The sequence below is a fragment of the Enterococcus sp. E5-162 genome, assembly GCF_035725965.1.
Lineage (GTDB): Bacteria > Bacillota > Bacilli > Lactobacillales > Enterococcaceae > Enterococcus_B > Enterococcus_B lactis.
This window is the reverse complement of the sequence record NZ_JAPRFV010000003.1, coordinates 190,371-208,585: the sequence shown is the minus strand read 5'-3', so window position 1 is coordinate 208,585 and position 18,215 is coordinate 190,371. Positions and strand designations below refer to the sequence as shown.

The 18,215-nt window shown below is 35.2% G+C and carries 16 protein-coding genes and 1 pseudogene; 4 read left to right on the top strand and 13 right to left on the bottom strand.

Annotated features, from left to right (window positions below; translation table 11 throughout):
• Positions 1-15: 15 nt before the first annotated feature.
• Together OZZ83_RS04645 and OZZ83_RS04640 are read right to left on the bottom strand one after the other, a co-directional pair.
• Complete coding sequence (locus tag OZZ83_RS04645; protein ID WP_002310319.1) at positions 16-486, bottom strand: GtrA family protein; 471 nt, start codon at positions 484-486, stop codon at positions 16-18.
• A 47-nt stretch (positions 487-533) separates the two neighbouring features.
• On the bottom strand, positions 534-1,433 hold the full coding sequence (locus OZZ83_RS04640) for a cation diffusion facilitator family transporter (RefSeq protein ID WP_002310318.1): 900 nt from the start codon (positions 1,431-1,433) through the stop codon (positions 534-536).
• Positions 1,434-1,593: 160 nt separating this feature from the next.
• On the opposite strand from OZZ83_RS04640, the gene OZZ83_RS04635 reads away from it, so the two are divergent.
• Together OZZ83_RS04635 and OZZ83_RS04630 are read left to right on the top strand one after the other, a co-directional pair.
• Complete coding sequence (locus OZZ83_RS04635) at positions 1,594-2,397, top strand: DUF1189 domain-containing protein (RefSeq protein ID WP_002310317.1); 804 nt, start codon at positions 1,594-1,596, stop codon at positions 2,395-2,397.
• Positions 2,398-2,615: 218 nt separating this feature from the next.
• On the top strand, positions 2,616-3,563 hold the full coding sequence (locus OZZ83_RS04630; RefSeq protein ID WP_278023486.1) for a phosphoglycerate dehydrogenase: 948 nt from the start codon (positions 2,616-2,618) through the stop codon (positions 3,561-3,563).
• Between the two features lie 59 nt (positions 3,564-3,622).
• Here OZZ83_RS04630 and OZZ83_RS04625 read toward each other — a convergent pair whose 3' ends face one another.
• The 9 genes from OZZ83_RS04625 to mltG all read right to left on the bottom strand — a co-directional run bounded on the left by OZZ83_RS04625 (position 3,623) and on the right by mltG (position 12,524).
• A complete protein-coding gene (locus tag OZZ83_RS04625) occupies positions 3,623-3,916 on the bottom strand; it encodes a HesB/YadR/YfhF family protein (protein ID WP_002314196.1) in 294 nt (97 codons plus the stop codon).
• Positions 3,917-3,932: 16 nt separating this feature from the next.
• Positions 3,933-4,598: a potassium channel family protein gene (locus tag OZZ83_RS04620; RefSeq protein ID WP_002292869.1), complete on the bottom strand. Its 666-nt coding sequence runs from the start codon at positions 4,596-4,598 to the stop codon at positions 3,933-3,935.
• Between the two features lie 243 nt (positions 4,599-4,841).
• Positions 4,842-5,237, bottom strand: coding sequence for an N-acetylmuramoyl-L-alanine amidase (locus tag OZZ83_RS04615; RefSeq protein WP_278023485.1), 396 nt, complete (start codon positions 5,235-5,237; stop codon positions 4,842-4,844).
• A 51-nt stretch (positions 5,238-5,288) separates the two neighbouring features.
• On the bottom strand, positions 5,289-7,955 hold the full coding sequence (locus OZZ83_RS04610) for an Ig-like domain-containing protein (protein WP_278023484.1): 2,667 nt from the start codon (positions 7,953-7,955) through the stop codon (positions 5,289-5,291).
• A 175-nt stretch (positions 7,956-8,130) separates the two neighbouring features.
• Positions 8,131-8,763, bottom strand: coding sequence for a response regulator transcription factor (locus OZZ83_RS04605; RefSeq protein ID WP_002289153.1), 633 nt, complete (start codon positions 8,761-8,763; stop codon positions 8,131-8,133).
• 6 nt (positions 8,764-8,769) lie between these two features.
• The gene (liaS, locus tag OZZ83_RS04600) at positions 8,770-9,837 is read right to left on the bottom strand and encodes a two-component system sensor histidine kinase LiaS (RefSeq protein ID WP_002289154.1); all 1,068 of its coding nucleotides are present in this window, start codon (positions 9,835-9,837) and stop codon (positions 8,770-8,772) included.
• Positions 9,834-10,565: a cell wall-active antibiotics response protein LiaF gene (liaF, locus tag OZZ83_RS04595; protein WP_002292871.1), complete on the bottom strand. Its 732-nt coding sequence runs from the start codon at positions 10,563-10,565 to the stop codon at positions 9,834-9,836. The genes liaS and liaF overlap by 4 nt, the downstream gene beginning before the upstream one ends.
• Before the next feature lie 168 nt (positions 10,566-10,733).
• Positions 10,734-11,213 (bottom strand): transcription elongation factor GreA, encoded by a 480-nt coding sequence (gene greA, locus OZZ83_RS04590; RefSeq protein WP_002289156.1) that lies wholly within the window; start codon positions 11,211-11,213, stop codon positions 10,734-10,736.
• Between the two features lie 135 nt (positions 11,214-11,348).
• Positions 11,349-12,524: an endolytic transglycosylase MltG gene (gene mltG / locus OZZ83_RS04585; RefSeq protein ID WP_002289159.1), complete on the bottom strand. Its 1,176-nt coding sequence runs from the start codon at positions 12,522-12,524 to the stop codon at positions 11,349-11,351.
• A 203-nt stretch (positions 12,525-12,727) separates the two neighbouring features.
• Here mltG and OZZ83_RS04580 point away from each other — a divergent pair, with 203 nt between their 5' ends.
• Positions 12,728-13,897 carry a serine hydrolase domain-containing protein gene (locus OZZ83_RS04580; protein WP_002289161.1) on the top strand — a complete coding sequence of 390 codons (1,170 nt, stop codon included), beginning with the start codon at positions 12,728-12,730 and terminating at the stop codon, positions 13,895-13,897.
• Positions 13,898-14,163: 266 nt separating this feature from the next.
• On the opposite strand, the gene OZZ83_RS04575 is transcribed toward OZZ83_RS04580, so the two are convergent.
• Positions 14,164-15,798, bottom strand: a complete 1,635-nt coding sequence (locus OZZ83_RS04575; protein WP_002349576.1) for a YfhO family protein — start codon at positions 15,796-15,798, stop codon at positions 14,164-14,166.
• A 484-nt stretch (positions 15,799-16,282) separates the two neighbouring features.
• Between OZZ83_RS04575 and OZZ83_RS04570 the strand changes: the two are divergent.
• Positions 16,283-17,149, top strand: a pseudogene (locus OZZ83_RS04570) (ISL3 family transposase); the annotation flags it as partial.
• Between the two features lie 116 nt (positions 17,150-17,265).
• Here the strand turns inward: OZZ83_RS04570 and OZZ83_RS04565 are convergent.
• Positions 17,266-18,213: an NAD-dependent epimerase/dehydratase family protein gene (locus OZZ83_RS04565; protein ID WP_002289372.1), complete on the bottom strand. Its 948-nt coding sequence runs from the start codon at positions 18,211-18,213 to the stop codon at positions 17,266-17,268.
• Positions 18,214-18,215 lie beyond the last annotated feature (2 nt).

Below are 18,215 nucleotides of genomic sequence, written 5' to 3'. Positions count from 1 at the left end.
CTTCAATAGTTATGCCTAGTCGTCTTTTTCTCCTTGGCCTACTTCTTCTTCAAAAACCTCAGTTTCTTTGAAAATGAACAACTTGCTGAAAATGTAATTAGCTAGGATAACAATAATTTGAGTGATAATTTTTGCCACATATTCATTGCTGTTCATGACATTGATTAATAACACCATTGCTCCCATGTCCAACCCGTAAGAAAGGATGCGGTAAAAGAAGAACTTACCACATTCAATAAGTGCATGTGTAAAATTCGGTGATTTTGAATGGAATACCCAAAGTTTGTTCGTCACAAAAGCAAACAATACAGAACAAAACCATGAAATAGAATTGGATAGAGCCATACTTAAATCAAAATATTGGCGTGCGAGGGCAAAACTAACAAAGTTCACAATCGTAGCCAAACCACCAAAAAAGAGATAAACCAGTATCTCCCAATATCCCTTTGCTTCTAAATATCCTTTTATTTGTCGATACTGCTTCATGAGCCAACCTACCTTATTAGAAATTCTTATTTATCATACTCTATTTTTCAGTAACTTTCATCTTTATTTAAAAAAATTAATTTTTTTTGGTCTTTTACATGTGTCTCTGCTTGAATCGTTACATGTGTAATCCCATACTTTAATTTTAATAAAGAAGTTATACGCGGATATGCCTTTTCAATCTCGCTTAGCAGCTGATCTTCAAAATCAATATGTCCGTCGAAAATAATAATCTTTTCGCTATACTGCCAAATGTGGACATGATGAACATCTTTCACCCCTTCGATTGCTTTGATTTCTTGCTCCATTTTTTCATAGTCGATCGTAGGTGCACTTTGTATCAAAATAGCCGCAGCTTTTTTAATCACTATTATTGCTTCTAACAATATATATATCGAAATGATCAATGTAATAACTGGATCAATCCAATAGATACCGAAAAATCGAATCAAAACTGCTCCGATAATCACACTTATCGAAGACAGTGTATCGCTTAACAAATGCAGATAACTAGATTTTATATTCAAATTTTCGTCTGCTTCTTGTCTCAACAATAACGTCGAAAACAAATTCGCAAGCAATCCGATAACTGCTACTATCAGCATCAAATGACTATTTATCTTTTCTGGGGAATTGAACCGTTTAAATGCTTCAACAGCTAAAAACAAAGATAATATGATCAGTATGAATGAGTTGATGAAAGCACTCAATATTTCTAAACGCTGGTAACCGTACGTATGCCTTTCATTCGCTTCTTTTTGGGCCATTTTTTGTGCTCCATAAGAAAAAATGATTGCTAATGTATCACTAAGGTTATGAAAAGCATCTGAAACAAGAGACAAACTTCCCGACGCAACCCCTCCAATAAATTCTGATAAAGTGATCACCGCATTCAGCACCACTACCCCAAATAGCTTTTTTGATGATCTCTGTGGCTGTGTATGCACGATTCATTCCTCCATTTTATTTGTATTGAATAATCTTAAATCAAGAATAACATTTTTTTGATATTTCACCAATCATTCAGATGTTTCCTTAAAGCACTTGTATTTCACTTGATACTTCGCTAGAATTGCAAGTGATGACACTACTAGATGAGGAGTACTTATGACAACAAAACAATTAATTATCAGTTCCTTTATACGATTCAAAGACCTTAAGGAGGCGAGAAACGTTCCATTTTGGAAAGCTATTGTCTATCTTCTGATTTTGAGTGTAATTATGGCTCTGCCAATCTCTTTCCAAGTTTTTCAAGTCTTAAATAACATTCAATTGGACGGACAAAAGATTGCTACCCGCATTCCTGATTTTACAGTCCAAAACGGACAGCTTCAAACAAAAGAAAAAGAAGGTTTCATTTACCAAACAAACTCCATTATCTTTACATTTGATCCAGAGGGAAAACGTACAGAACAAGACATCTCTACTGATTTGATGGGAAATTTCGTTAGTGTCGGGATGTTAAAAGACAAACTTATCATTGCTCTTCCCAATACAGGCACTACCTCTGCTTTATTGAATAATAATCAGTTAGAGCTTCCTTACACCAATGAATCTTTAAAAAATTTAACAGGTAAGCAGCTTCGATCCTTCTTAAGTGAAGCATCTATACCGATTTGGGTAAAAGCCCTGACCTTTCTATTTTCGATTTATCCTAGTTTCTTGAATCTGCTGATCACTTTACTATTTGCCAATGTCGTTGCTTTTCTCTATGCACGCTTTCGACTAACAAAAGCTACTTTCCTTGATTGCTTGAAGACATTGATTTATTCAATCTCGTTGCCGACTATCATTGCAACACTCTTGATGATCTTTCTCCCTTCTTTTGACACTAGTGCATTTATTGCTTTTGCAGGTATCTTTATTTTTGCTCAAGCTGTCAAAGGATGGTCAAAAATATCGATCAGTTAGAAATACAGACAACTTATTATTTCAACTTCAATAAACTCTTTTAGAGGTTGTGGCAGAAGCTACTTCTGGAACACCGTTTATTCGGAAAAAGAGTTGTGACACATCTTTTGTCACAACTCTTTTTTATTTATACAATATTAATTTCTAAAAAAGCATGGCACTTCAAAGTTCTTCTTATATGCGCTACACTTAAAGTAAAGAAAGGCGGGTAATTAACTATGTCAGAAAGAATCATTTACGCAGATCGTCCATTTCGTGACGAATTTATCGAAGAAATCCATACTATAGCGCCTAGTTATGTCTTCAAGACAGAATTACAACCAGAGGATCTGCCAAATGTAGAAATCAGTTTGGGTTGGAACTCAAACTATCAAGAAAAACTATTAGCCTCTTCTAACTTGAAATGGGTACAGTCTATCTCAGCGGGAGTTGATCAACTCCCCCTTGAAGCATTTTCAAAAAAACATATCTTACTTTCAAATGGAAGTGGTATCCACAGTGAATCGATCACCGAGCACGTATTAGGAATCATTCTAGGTTATTCTCGCGGTCTTTTCCAAGCACAAAGGGCACAGAGTGAAATGAAATGGTTAGGTTCCTCAATCCATTACCAACCTATCCAAGGGAAAAAAATATTAATCATTGGAACTGGCCATATTGGAAAAATGATTGCAAAGAAAGTCAAAGCATTGGATATGATTTGCTATGGAATCAATACATCCGGTCATCCAGCAGAAGGAATGGAAAAAACTTTTTCTTTAAAGCAACTTCAGGAAGTTCTCCCTGAAGTAGATTTCGTCGTCAATATCTTACCTCTAACGGAGGAAACAACTGGACTCTTTGATCAACACATATTTGAACACTTTGATTCAAAAGCTGTATTTATCAATGTCGGTCGTGGCGCTTCTGTTAAAACGCAAGATTTGATACAAGCATTAAACAAGCAGCAACTTTCCTTTGCAGCATTAGACGTTTTTGAGGAGGAGCCTCTACCACAAAATCATCCTCTTTGGAAAATGGACAATGTACTGATCACGTCCCATATTGCAGGTTTGACACCTGATTTTCAAAAGAAATTAATGTCTATTTTTTTAACTAATCTAAAAAGCTACTTTGCTACTCATGACCTTCAAACCAATCAAGTCAAATTGTCTGCAGGATATTGATAGCTGAATCAGCCTATTTTAAGCAAGAGGGTGTGACAACTTGTCACACCCTCTTGCTTCTATTGTTTTTTAAAGTGATAGGTTGGTTCTTCTAGTTTTGGATCATAATCTACAAGTAAATCATATCCTTTAAAAAACCATTCATCTGCATCCTCAATAAAAAACAGTGTCCCCTCTATTTCCACTTTCTTGACAGGATGTTCAGGCTGTTCCACTGACATCCCAATCGAAAAACCATCATGAACTTCTGTTTTGCCGTAGACTTTTCCAAAAAAACGTATTCCGTAAGTTTCTGGCAGATCGATTTCTGATTCAAACCATTTTTGTGCTTTTGGCGTTACTGTTAATTCCATCCTAACAACCTGCTTTCTATTGATTCATCTTATCGTCTAAAATATCCACATCGCCTGTCTCACCAATCACTAGCAGATTATCGTTTTCACGAACGTATTCATCTGCTGCAGGTGAAGCGATCACCGTTTGATCTACTCTGCGAATTGCAACTACTGTTAGGTCAAAACGTTGTCTGAAATTTAATTCAGATAATGTTTTATTGAAAAATTTAGGATTGGATACTCGGATTTCTGCTAAAGAATATTTATCTGACAACTCTAGGTAATCTAAAATATTCTTTGACACTAAATTATGCGCAATCCGTATTCCCATGTCTCGTTCAGGATGGACGACGCGATCAGCTCCGATCTTTTCAAGTACTCTGGCATGATACTCATTTTGGGCTTTTGCTAAAATATTTGGTACGCCCATTTCCTTTACCATCAGAGTAACTAAGATACTGGCTTGAATATCTTCTCCAATAGCGACAATTACATGATCGAAATTTCTTATGCCTAATGATCGAAGTGTCATTTCATCCTGTGCATTTGCCACAACAGCATGAGTGGCTATATTCATATATTCATTGACCCGATCTTCATTACTATCAATAGCCAGTACTTCTTGACCAGCTTCGATCAGTGTTCGGCAGATACTTCCGCCAAATCGTCCAAGACCTACAATTGCAAAATTTTGTTTCACCGTTTTCCTCCTTTAGTATCTTCTTTTCTCAGTATAACAAAGCCTTTACAAAAACAAAAGCAAGCATTCTTTTGCGGAAAAAGAGGTTGTAAAAGAGACGTTCAACCTTGAGCGACGACAAAATCGCGCCTTATTACCGATAGCAGTCTCTTGAATACCGTTTATTCGGAAAAAGGGACTGCGACACGACTTTTGTCACAGTCCCAAACTTTCCCCACTATCTTTCTTGTATAGTTTGTTTCACTATAATTTTTCGCCAGTCACACTCTCTACAATTCCTTTGGCGATCATGTCGATATTATTTCGGATATTTGCTACATCATTTGTATTCGTTATGAAGCCTAACTCAGCTAAACGGTAAGGTATCCCTCTTGATTGCAATACATTCATGTTTAGTAAGTCAGCTCGCAGATTGATCCCTCCTGTGTTTTGTACCGATCCCCAAAGACCTACATAATTTCGTATGACATTGGCGATTGCATAATTTTGTGCAGTCAATGAGTTCCCATTACGATGAGCGATTACATGACCGCCCGTGCTAACCCTAATGACGCCACTGTCTAAATGAAATTCTGATACAGAAGAAAATGAACTGCTAATCGTATATGCACCTTGCATACGTTGAGAATCTTGATACATATCTGCAGCTGTATTATAAAAAGTGATCCGATTCCTCGTTAAACGAGCAGCCTATCTTTGTAAATGAGGCATCAATTCTCCTCTAGTAAAATCACGCTCATTGACACCATTATAAGAAGCTCCAGGATCATTGTCTCCATGTCCCATCACAAATAGATGATTAATAGATGTCTGATAAGGATTCGTCGTTGGTCCAGGGGCTGCTGCACCTTTTTTGACAATTACGACTTGAATTGCTTCCATTGGCAAATTCAATCTAGATGTTCCAGCATATTGATCATTTTTTGCCCAATCTAACCAGCCAAGACGTGCTGAATGGACTCGGTAATAAATGTCATAGAAACGATTTAATTGTCCAGTCAAACGTATCCGAACTGCCTCTGTATGAAGAGCTCTTCCAGTTGTTCCCGAAATCTCGTTATTTCTACTATAATTTTGCCAACCTATATTTTGTACATGACTTGTATACTCCACTGCACCAGGAAGTGGCGTATTTGCTACATTGATTCTTAAAGCTTCTATCCTAGCGCTTTGCCCTGTCAGCCCCGCATTGTTTCCATTGCTTTGAACAGATTGCCAGCCAATATTTCGTAAATGTGCTTGGTAGTTTATGGTTGGTACTGTTAGTTTATTTTTTTCATAATAAGAAATAGAGGTAGTTGGCCCATTCTGCCCCTTTACTACTAACTGAACTTGGATTGCTTCCATTTGAAATGAAAAACCAGAGCTACCAGCTTCACTTCCATTCTTTGTCCAGCCTAACCATCCGAATTCCGCTGAATGTACTCTGTAATATACATCAAAAAATTTATTTAAATCATCTGTTAACTGTATTTTTACTGCTTCAATTCTTTTGTTTTGACCATTAGTACCAGAGATATCATTATTTTCTTGCTCTTTTTGCCAACCAATGTCTTGAATGTGGCTACTGTATTTAACTGTACCAGAAAATTCAGAATCGGTTACATTCATACGAATAGCTTCTAACCTAAGTTTTTCTCCTACAGTTCCAGCTGTTAACCCATTTGATTGTGGATTCTGCCACCCTATATTTTGGATGTATGTTTGATAATTGATATTTGGAGGAATTAAAGAATTTCTTTGGTAGTAAGCTGTGCTTTCCAAAGGCCCTTTCTTCCCCTTTTCTACTAACTGAATTTGTATGGCTTCCATGCGATAACTAAAACCTGAAGTTCCTGCATCTTTTCCGTTCTTTGCCCACCCTAGCCATCCAAACTCTGCTGAATGTACTCTATAGTAAATATCATAATATTGACTTAACTGACCTGTTAAACGAATACGTATGGCTTCCATACGAAGTGAATTTCCCGTTGTACCAGAGTTACCACCATTTCTAACATATGATTGCCATCCTTGTTCTTGAATATGACTGCTATATTCAATGTCACCATTTAATGAACTGTTGTTCACTTGAATTCTGATAGCCTCTATCCTTTTTTTCTGTCCAGTTGTTCCAGCAACTTCTCCATTAGCAGTTGGTGTTTGCCAGCCAATATCTTGTACATGTGTTTGATAGGTGATCGTAGGAGTCGCAGCTAACGCACTTCGTCTATAAATTGGTGAACGATCTGTGGTTTCGTCAGAAGTTTGTGCTGTTTCTTTTGTCTGAGATTCATTTTTTTCAGCTTCTACAATGACCGTGAATTCACCGAGGACTTTTTCAGCGTTCTTCAACTCTACTTTAGCTTCCCCAGCTTCTTTTGCTGTTACTTTACCGTTCTCATCTACTTCTACTACTGATGGGTCAGAAGATTCCCATAGCGGATCTGATATGATACTTCCATCGGGGACACTCGTGTACGCAAGTTGTTTTGTTTCTCCTTTCTTCAATACTATAGACGATGAATCAGGTACGATAGAATCAGCCTCTTTTTGTTCTGGTTCCATATATTCGACCGTCACTTTTACTGTCAATGTTTTTTCTGCTGCTTCTTCTAATACTGCGTCGTCTGAAAAATATACTTCATAAATATAGCTTAATGGAGTATGTTCGCTTGAATAAAAGTGACTCCCATCATACTGCCATTTCTCTGTTTCTAAAGTCGTTTGTTCTTTCTCTGGTTTCAGCGTTTCATCATTTATTTCCCATTTATTATCCATTTTGTTCGCAATACTTGTAACCGTTTGATTTTCTCCCTTAAAATACGTTAATTCGCTATTTTGGGAAAGATCAATTTTTGAAAGTTGGTTAGATGAAACATCTAAATACGCTAATTTCTTTAATTCGTGTACATCTAATTCTTTCAGCTCATTGTTTTGTACTTCGATCTTCGTTAAATTTTTAAAGAAATTGACTCCCTCTAGTGTCTGTATCTGTAACCCTTCCAAGTTTAACTGTGTTATTTCCAATAACTCATTTGATAAGTAACCATCTTTATCTGTATCAATCATTTCCAACAACCAATTTCGAAAATGATCATCAGGAAAATTGCTTTTATTGATTTCTATTTTTTCTGTTATTTCATTATTTTCTGAATATTCTCCCGAGTCTTCTTCCTTAGCTGAGTCCTGTGGCAAGGAGTCGTTTGTACTTTCATGGGTCGTCGACTCACTCATTGGTTGTGTGGAAGTCTCTGTTGTATGTTCCGTTTTTAGCTCATCAGAAGTGCTGCTTTGAGTAACAGCATAAGCATTTGGCGCAATTGATCCTGTCAATAACAACAGACTTAAGAATAGTCCTATCCACTTTTTCTTCATAATTTCCTCCCTCGTTCTTTCGCTTTTCGGATAAAGTTTTCTCCTATTACTATTAAACTATAAAAAAAGAAAAATGAACAGTTGGTGAACAGAAAAAGAGATTAAAACAGGATGAATCCTTTATTTTATGTAAAAAAAGAGGGGAGATTAGCCAAATCTTTCCCTCAAAAAATCATTATTTCACCAAACCATGTTTGAATGCATAGATAGCGGCTTGTGTACGGTCTTCCACTTCTAGCTTAGCCAATATATTGGAAACATGTGTTTTTACTGTTTTCAGTGTAATAAACAATTCGTCCGCTATTTCCTGATTACTTTTTCCTTCAGAAATCAGCATTAAAATTTCATTTTCCCGATTCGTTAGTTCTTCATGTAATACAGGCTCATTTCGCCGACTCATTTTTTCCATCATTTTTGTTGTCACTTCTGGTTCTAATACTCGCTCGCCACGTTGCGTTGCCCTTATAGCATCAGCAATTTCATGTGCGGTAGAGGTCTTCAACAAATACCCTGCTGCACCTGCTTCAATGGCAGGATAAACTTTTTCGTCATCAATAAAACTGGTTACGATAATGATTTTAGCTTCTGGCCAATCTTTTAAGATTGCTTTTGTTGATTCGATACCATCCATTTCTTCCATGACTAAGTCCATTAAAATGACGTCCGGTCGAAGTGTCATCGCCTTCTCATAGCCTTGTCGTCCATTTTCAGCTTCTCCAATTACTTCAATGTCTTCTTGAATAGATAAATAAGAAGAGACGCCTAAGCGCACCATTTCATGGTCATCTACTAATAAAACTTTTATCATCCTTATCTATGCCTCCTTCATCAAAGGGACCTTGATTTCTACACTTGTACCTTGACCTTTAAAACTAATGATTTTTACTGTTCCACCAATACCAGCTACTCGTTCTTTGATATTGTTCAATCCATAACTTCCCGTTTTCGTTTCATTCATATTAAACCCTGTTCCGTCGTCAATAATACGTAACAAAAGATTATTGTCTATTTTGTGCAAATATACCTCTAATTCATTGGCTTTAGCATGTCTTAATGTATTTGATAACAATTCTTGAACGATTCGGAACAAGTGATCCTCAATGGAACTAGATAGTTTTACATCTTCTACATCCCATTTCAGCGAAATCTGGATTTTATTTTGCAATTCCTTCAATAACTGCTCGATACCTTGCTTTAAACTTTTCTCTTCTAAATTGACTGGACGTAGATGAAGAAGCAGCGCACGCATCTCAGACTGGGAAGCGTTGATGATCTCTGCTACCATTTTCAACTGCTTGCGGAACATTTCTGGTGTCTCGCTTTTTTCTGCTTGCTCCGTCAATGCCGACATCATCATCATTGCTGCAAACAATTGTTGCGAAACTGAATCATGCAGCTCACGGGCTAATCGATGTCTTTCTAATTCTAAAATTTCTTCTTTGGTTTGTCCATCTACATATTGGGGACGGCTCGTTACAATTTGTAATTCACTAGATACTTCAATCATTTTTTCTTTTATCTTAGTGATTTCCTTATCAATATCTTTGATGTATAAATCGTCCGATGCACTTGGGATCGGAAGAAGCAACAATTTGGATTCATAATTGCCAGAAGAAAGTGCACGCAGCTTTTCTTCGATTTTCCCGTATTTTGTCTTTTGAATAAGTGATAATAATAGAAAGACAATTAATCCTACACCTAAGGAAATGGCTAACAAATGGAAGATAAGCGGAACATATAATAAACGTGCACGCAGTAATTCTCCCCACCAATGACTTTGATTGCTGGCATAAAAATAAGTGAAAAGTGAAAATAGAATAATAAGGAAAGCCGCAATCCCCGAATAAACAGCTAGCATCGCTCTGGATATTTTTCCCATCATATTCGTATCACCTCGACATCTCCAATCAAGGTATTAGTAATAATCTTCAATCTACGAGGGTTTTCATCATAATCACTGCTGTAGATTTTGATTTGTTCATTTTTCAAAGAAAATTGCTCTTCTTCAAACAAGACATTTCCTACTAATGTCGCATGCTCTAAACGGATGGCTACGCCCAAAGGTACTAAGATCCGTGTTCTGCCTATCCCTTTTCTTACAATCACAATATTATCATCTTTTGGCAAAAGCGTATTGCCCAAATCTATGATAGTATCACCAGAAATGACGGCGATGTTGATATCGTCCCATTCATAGACGTCGTTTCCAATACGTTGGTTACCGAATAATTGCTGTCTTTTCCGCTCATTATTATGTGTTTTTAATTGCTCTGTTTGGATCATCATGATCTGTTTCTTTCGCCAAAAAGCATTTTTGGTTAAATCTATCCCTGAAATCTCTACACCTTTCAGACCAATAAATAAAACGGCAAATACAGCCATCATCCATAAAGCAGGACTGTTGACTAAGCTAAAAAAAATGACCAAACTTCCTAATATCAATTGAAAATTTTGAAATTTAGTACGAGGATGTTTGCGCATAGCTAGATATATATTGAAAATACCGAATATCACTAAAAGCAAAAGTCCAGTATTGTTTACGATTTGCCAAACAGCAAATAACAGCAGTAGTGCTTCAACTACCACAAAAAAACGCCAAGAACTATTCATCGCTCTTTCTCCCTCCTGACACATTCTCATTTCATCATACCTATTTTTTTAACTGTTGGCTATAGGACTTTAGATGTAAGATCGTTTGTTGAAATCTAAAATACACAAAGAGAAAAAGATCTAGAGTGTATCATCAGTAAGATGAACTCTCTAGATCTTTCAGTCAGACTACGCTTGTTCTACTTTGACGATTTTAACTAACATATCGCCACCTGGAGTAGCAATAGTTACTTCATCATTTTTACGTTTGCCAATCAATGCTTGCGCAATAGGAGAATCATTGGAAATTTTGCCAGAAAACGGATCTGCTTCAGCACTTCCGACAATCGTGTACTCTTCTTCTTCTCCATCTGGTAGTTCGATGAATGTAACTGTTTTACCAATTGATACCTCATCTGCATCTACACCGTCGTTATCGATGATTTGAGCAAAACGAATCATATTTTCAATTGTTGTGATTCTTCCTTCAACAAATGCTTGTTCATCTTTCGCTGATTCATATTCAGAGTTTTCGGAAAGATCTCCGAAACCGCGGGCAATTTTGATTCGTTCAATGATTTCCCCGCGTTTGACTGTTTTTAGTTCTTCTAATTCTTTTTCTAATTTTTCTTTACCTTCTAGAGTCATTGGATAAACTTTCTCTACCATGTGTAACGTCTCCTTTTTTCGATAAAATACCGCAAAAGGTAATCTTTTGAGGAATATAGTCCAAAAAAGATTACCACGCTTTTCTTCAAATGTAAATGTTTTTCTAAAAATGATCAATGTCTAGAGCCTGTTTTTCTAAGAATTATTTACATATTTTTCCACTAATTCCATATGTTCTTCATAAGTTTTAGCGAAATAAACATTTCCAGTGCTCGTATCTGCTACGAAATAATAATAGTCATTTTCTGCTGGTTCTAATACTGCCTTGATTGCCTCTTCGCTTGGATTGTCAAAAGGTCCAGGTCCATAGCCGGTATTGGTATACAAATTATATGGTGAATCTACAGCTGTATCTTCATACGTCACTAATTCTTTGTGTTCACCTAATGCGTATAAAACAGAGATATCTGACTGAAGTGGCATATTTGCTTTGATTCGGTTAAAGAAGACTTGTGCAATGTTTTTACGATCATTTTCTTTTACGCCTTCTTTTTCAACTAGAGAAGCTAGAGTTAAAACTTCTTGTACAGTCAAATTTTTCTGCTTGATAGCTGAATAATAGTTTTGCATGACCGTATTCGTCTTGTTCACCATTTCAATCACTAGATCCTTAAGCGAAGTACTCGTGTAATAATCATATGTGGCTGGGAATAAGTAACCTTCCAAACGGTATTTTGTGTTCTCAGCTTTAGATGCACTTTCCAACAGTTCTGGGAATTTTTGGTGCAACTCGTTAAAGAAAGTCTCATCATTCACTAAATCTAAAAATTCTTTCTTGTCTTTACCAGTTACCTTCGCTACCCGTTCAGCAATCTGATCGATATCGTACCCTTCTGGAATGGCAATTTTCCCATCTGCAACTTTTGTTGGCTCAGAAGTACCGCCTTCTTGCAACTGTTTGCCAATCTCGTCAAGAGTCATATTAGGCGCTAACTGATAATAGCCAGCTTGAAAGCCAGTTAAATTTTTAAATTTTGTATAATAATTGAAAACAATCCCGCTTTTAATAATATTGTCCTTCTCCAAAATCTCACCAATCTGCTTGTTAGAAGAGCCACTCGGGATCTCGACTTGGACTAATTGGTCATCTGATTTATCTAAAGGCTTCAACCCGCTATCTACATAACGATACACGGTAAATCCAAGAAATCCGCCAATAATCAATAATGTAAGAGCAATCACTAAAATGATCTTCCTCACAATCTTATCTTCTTTTTTACGCAGATTTCTCCGCTTGTCGATTATATCTGCTGTAGCTGCCTTACTGGCTTCTTTTTTATCTTTACTTGGGTGTTGTTTGTTTCCTGACAAAACAACTCCTCCTTACTATCAAGTTTGTAACTTTATTCATTATACATGATATTTGAATTGGCGTGAATGATTTTATTTAAATATTCTATCAAAAATGTAAGTAGTAAATCCATTACTATAAGATTAAAATAAATGTTATCAAGATACAAGCTATTTTAGCTTTATTCTTTCTGTAAAAAAGAAAGGAGACTAAATAAACTATTATGAAAAAAGGAAAACATGCTAAAAAAAGAAAATATTCATTTTTAATGATCGTTGTCGTGTTGTTTAGCCTTAGTGCGTTCTCTACAGGAACTATTCTTGGATGGCAATTTTACAATAATGAACACTCTCAGATAGTTGCCCATGCTCAATCAGCTCAAAAAAAGTTGATACTGACTACCAATGAACAACAGCTCGTTGAAAAAATCGATCAACTATTAAGAAAAAATGATTATATTGGCTCAATTTACGTAAAGAAAAATAATCGCATCATCATGGAAAAAGGCTATGGCTATGCGAATAAACTCACGCAACAACCAAATGATCCTTCTCTTTATTATCAGATTGGTTCGGTTCAAAAAGCATTGACTACTCTTTTGATTTTAAAACAAGTCGAGCGTGGGCACCTTTCTTTAGATACTAAGCTGGCTCAATTCTATCCACAAATTGCTGGCAGCCAGCAAATTACTATCCGTGACTTGCTGTATATGCGCTCAGGCTTGCACCGAACTGCTTCTCCAACCATACCGATGACTGATGAAGAAGTCGTTCAATTTGCGATTCAGCACTTAAAATTTACAGATTATCAGACCTCTCATTATGATTCATTGAACTTTACCATATTGACTGGAATTTTGATCAAATTAACAAATCAACCGTATGAAAAATTATTGACCGATGATATCATCGAACCTTTAGGATTACAGCATACAAAATTTTATGACCAAGTCAAAAATTCATCCAATCATGCACTATCCTATCAAATGTCTAAAGAGGATGATTACTTTAAACCACTGACAGAATCTGAAACAGAGATCCATAACGAATTAGGGACTGGTAATATCAGTATGTCCGTCTATGATTTAAATACGCTGTTTACACAAGTTTTATCTGGAAAACTAGTTTCCAAAGACTTACTCTTCTCATTATGGCGTGAAAATGCGAATGGACATCCATATAGTGGTGGGGTATATAGCGGAGATAATTATATCCTGTCGCAAGGAAATATCGACTCTTTTGATACATCTGCTATATTTAGCAAAGATTCACAGGATGCTATCATCATGGAAAGCAATATAAAAGCTGACAAAACTATCAAACTGCCTACTGCTGATCTAAGAAACCAAATCTATGACCTGATGGAAGGAACTACTAAGTTGGCAAATAGCTGATATGATGAAAAGATAGCAAATACTACTTCTTTGAATAGCATTTGCTTAAAAAAAGTACTCGACTAAACGTAGGAAAGAGTGTGGGACAAATCTAAAAATCAATTTTTGCTACAGACTTTAATTCCAAATAAACAGAACAGAAAGAGGTGTTCTTCTTTCTGTTCTGTCCAAATTATTCTAAGATTTCTCTTTACCAACATTATTTGACAAAGGGCCTATTAAATCTAAAATAGTATCTTTAGATTGCTAAAATATGTGCTAGCAAATCATTCATGGCTTGTTCTTATTTTTAATTTTATGCAATAAAAAAGAAGAACAATTAGCGTGATTATAGAAATAAATAATGAGATTTTAGAAAAAAATGTGTATGAATACCTGATTGTTACTTTATTTATTCCACTTTCACTTTTTACTGTAACAAAAGGACCTCCTTGTTTTAGTACTGTAGCATTTTTTGAATTAACAGTAACCGTTAATCCTTTATACCGGAATACAGGTAAAACTATTGTTTTGCCTTTTGAAGATTTAAACGTAAATGTAATTTCATCTTTATTTGGAGAAAAGCTACTATAAATAACTTGACCATCTTCTGTAACTTGATGGTTTTTCAAAAGCAATTGATCTTTTTTATAGCCTATAGGTACATAATCAAAATTCTCAAATTCTTCAAGTTTATTTTCCATTTGTTCATTAGAATAAGTTCCTTGAAAATTCATTTCTTTCACCATGTTAACTACTGATGAATAATTTAAAATTGAAATAGCTAATATTAATAATAGTATAAAATTTCTTCTCCTTGTATAAGAAAATTTTTCCAACTGTGGAGAAATAAATAGAGATACTGAAAAAGATATGAACAATGTTGAAAATATCATAAAACGCCAAGGAGCTTGAATAATATTTAAAGGAGTATTTTGTAAGGCAAACCATGGAAATATTTTTGTACAAAGTAGAATAGATATTATACCCATTATATAAGTGATTTTAGATAAGATTCCTAATTTTTTAAAGTTAAATGTTAGTATAATTAAACAAATAAGCAAAGTTAAGCCAATACCAAATGATAGTAATTCTGAATCTATACTTCCAATCAAAAACTCTTTACCCAGATAAATTGCTCTTTTTTGTAATATATCCACATAAGGTCTATTCAGATCTTGATACAATGTCTGCTCAATCATAGGACCTATAAACGCTAGTGAAAGAAGTAAAGTAACTATAGCAGCTTTTATTAATTTAATAATTAAGAAGATTTCTATTTTCTTTTTCCGATAAAATTGAATAATTAAAGCAATTATAATCATTACCATAGTCATAGCTACAGAAAGAACATGAGTGTAAATTAATAAAGTCATGCTAATCGCCAACATAACCCAAGATTCTTTTTTTGAGTCGTAAAGCTTTATAAACCCGAGTAAAATAAGAGGAAGTATTGACATTGCGAGTAATTCCCCCATTGCCCCTCGAAGAAATATTTCTACACTCCTAAAAGAAGATGTTGTATATATAATAGCGAAAAAGGAGCTAGTAACATGTTTTTTGGTAATTTCATACATTACATAATGACATATAAATAGAGTAATGAGCGTAACAATATAAAGAAAAAGGTTATAGCCTATTGCTAAATTAGTAAACTTGATCAATAAAAATAAAGGATATAGAGTTAACCATGGGTAAAAATTATTTACTTGCATGCCATATGATCTAAACGTTTCAAAATTAATAGGGGAGCTAAAAATAGATTCTAAACTTAACGCACGATTAATGTGAAATGCCGTATCATAAAAGCCAAATATTTCCATGTTTTTAAATGCTGGAAATAAATATAATAAACTAACAAATGCATAAACTATAAATATTTTTACAGAAAAAATTTTTTTCAAATTCATATACCACCTCATGTTTTTTTATATTACATATAGTATCATTTATTTTTTTAAAACACTAGATTAGTCACTATATAAAATGTGATTAATTTTATTATTAATAAAATATTTTTTATATTACAAAAGTAGTGTTTCAAAGTTAGTAGAGAAAATGTAGTTATATATTTAAATTTTTACCAGAAAGAAATGAACACCTTCAATTATCTAAATCTCGAAAATGGTTAGATGTAATCATCAGGAAAAACAATCTTAAACGAATTACTATTCATGGTCTTAGACACACACATGCTAGCTTGCTTTTAGCAAGCTAGTGCAAATATTAAAGATGTGCAAGAGCGTTTAGGCCACTCTTCTATTCAAATCATTATGGATCTATATATTCATATTACAGACAAAAGAAAAGAAGAAACCGTAGCGCAATTCGCAAAATATAGGCTCTATAATTTATGGGACTGATGAATCAAAATTGATTCTTCAGTCCCATTGTTATTTTAGGTATATGATTCGTACATTGAAAGAGTTGAAAAACTATCTTCCGAAGCCGTCAAAAAGGACCCTGCCAAAAGTATTGATGGTGGATGAATTTCGTTCGCACGCTTCAATTGTGGATAAAATGAGCTTTATTTGTGCGGATGGCGAGACTGGAAAACTCATTGATATTTTGCCTACACGAAAATTGTCTCGATTAACACACTATTTTAGTCGCTGTGCAAATCCTGAAGCGGTGGAATATTTAGTGACAGATATGAACGCCGCCTACTTCCAACTGACAAAACGTGTCTTACCAAATGCGAAAGTCGTCATTGATTGTTTTCATATCATCAAACATTTGAATCAGGCGTTCAATGATTTTCGTGTACAAGAAATGAAAAGATTACACCAGTTAGGGCAACGACGGGAAGCCGAGAAAGTGAAAAAGAACTGGCGCTTTCTTCTAAAAAACCGTCAAAAAATCAATCACTATGATTACAAAACATGGCGCAGTTTTCGTGCACCTAAATACCCGCTACTCACTGAAGCAATGATGATTGATCGATTGCTGGCATTTTCAACGCCTTTAAAGGACGCCTATACTTTTTTCCATGAGCTGACCAAAGCCTTTAGAGACAAGGAATCAGACTTATTTTTTACCTTATTAAAAAATCTTCCTGAAACACTTGATGCACAACTTCGCACGAAACTTCAAAACCTTTTAACGTATGAAGAAGGTATTTACAATGCTATGATTTACCCGTATTCTAATGGCAAAATAGAGGCCAAGATTCCCCATATCAAGACACTGAAACGATTATCTTATGGATTTAAATCATTTGAGAACATGAAAATCAGGATTTTTTTGATCAATCAATTGATTCAAGTGAAATAACAAAAAAATCTGAGACAGAAGGTCAGTCCTTCTATCCCAGATTTGATTTTACAAAACTCATCAGTCCTTATTGACAAAGAGCCTGAATTTACCCTCTAATCTTATCTTAGTATGTTTTAATTGATTTCAGTTTTCAAATAATTAGTCATTCCACTTAAAATACCATATTTCGGTTGATAGCCAATTGACTGGATCTTAGTAATATCTGCTAGAGAGTCATGGATATCACCCGAACGCTCTTCTTTGTATTCAAGTGTCAATTCTACACCGAGAATTTCATTGATTGCATGAATCAATTCCAAAAGTGTGGTTGCTTTACCCGTTCCAACATTGAATTGTTTCCCCAGTGCAGCTTCCTCATTCGCAACTAAAAGTAATGCTTGGATTACATCATCTATATAAACAAAGTCTCTAGACTGGCTTCCATCACCAAATAATGTAAATGAAGTTGCTTCTCCTACGATTTGTTTCTTATAGCGATCTACGAGAATAGAAATCACACCACTGTATGGAGAATTCGGATTTTGATTTGGACCATAGACATTGAAAAAACGAACTGCGCTACCGGGTACATCATATAAATGACAATAATCTAGCACATATTGTTCTGCAGCGAATTTATCAACCGCATAAGGCGTCAATGGGCGAATCACGGACTCTTCTTTTTTTGGTAAAGTCGGTTCATCCCCATAAACAGCCGCTGAAGAACTAAACACGATCCGTTTTAAATCAGGTTGATACTTGCGGATCAATTCTAAAATCATTAATACACTTTCAAAATTCACACGATGTGTTTCTACTGGTCGGGCAACTGAATCTGCCACACTAGCAACTGCTGCTAAATGAAAGATATAATCAAATTTATTAGCTTTCATGATCTCTTCCATCAAGGATTTCTCAGCGACATCTCCCTCAATAAAAGTGATATTTTTCGTCATATCAAGATTTTCTACTTTTCCCATTGATAAGTCATCGACGACGATTACCACATGTTCTTCTCCTAAATGATTGGCTAAGGTAGAACCAATGAAGCCAGCCCCACCGGTGATAAGATAACAGCTCATCC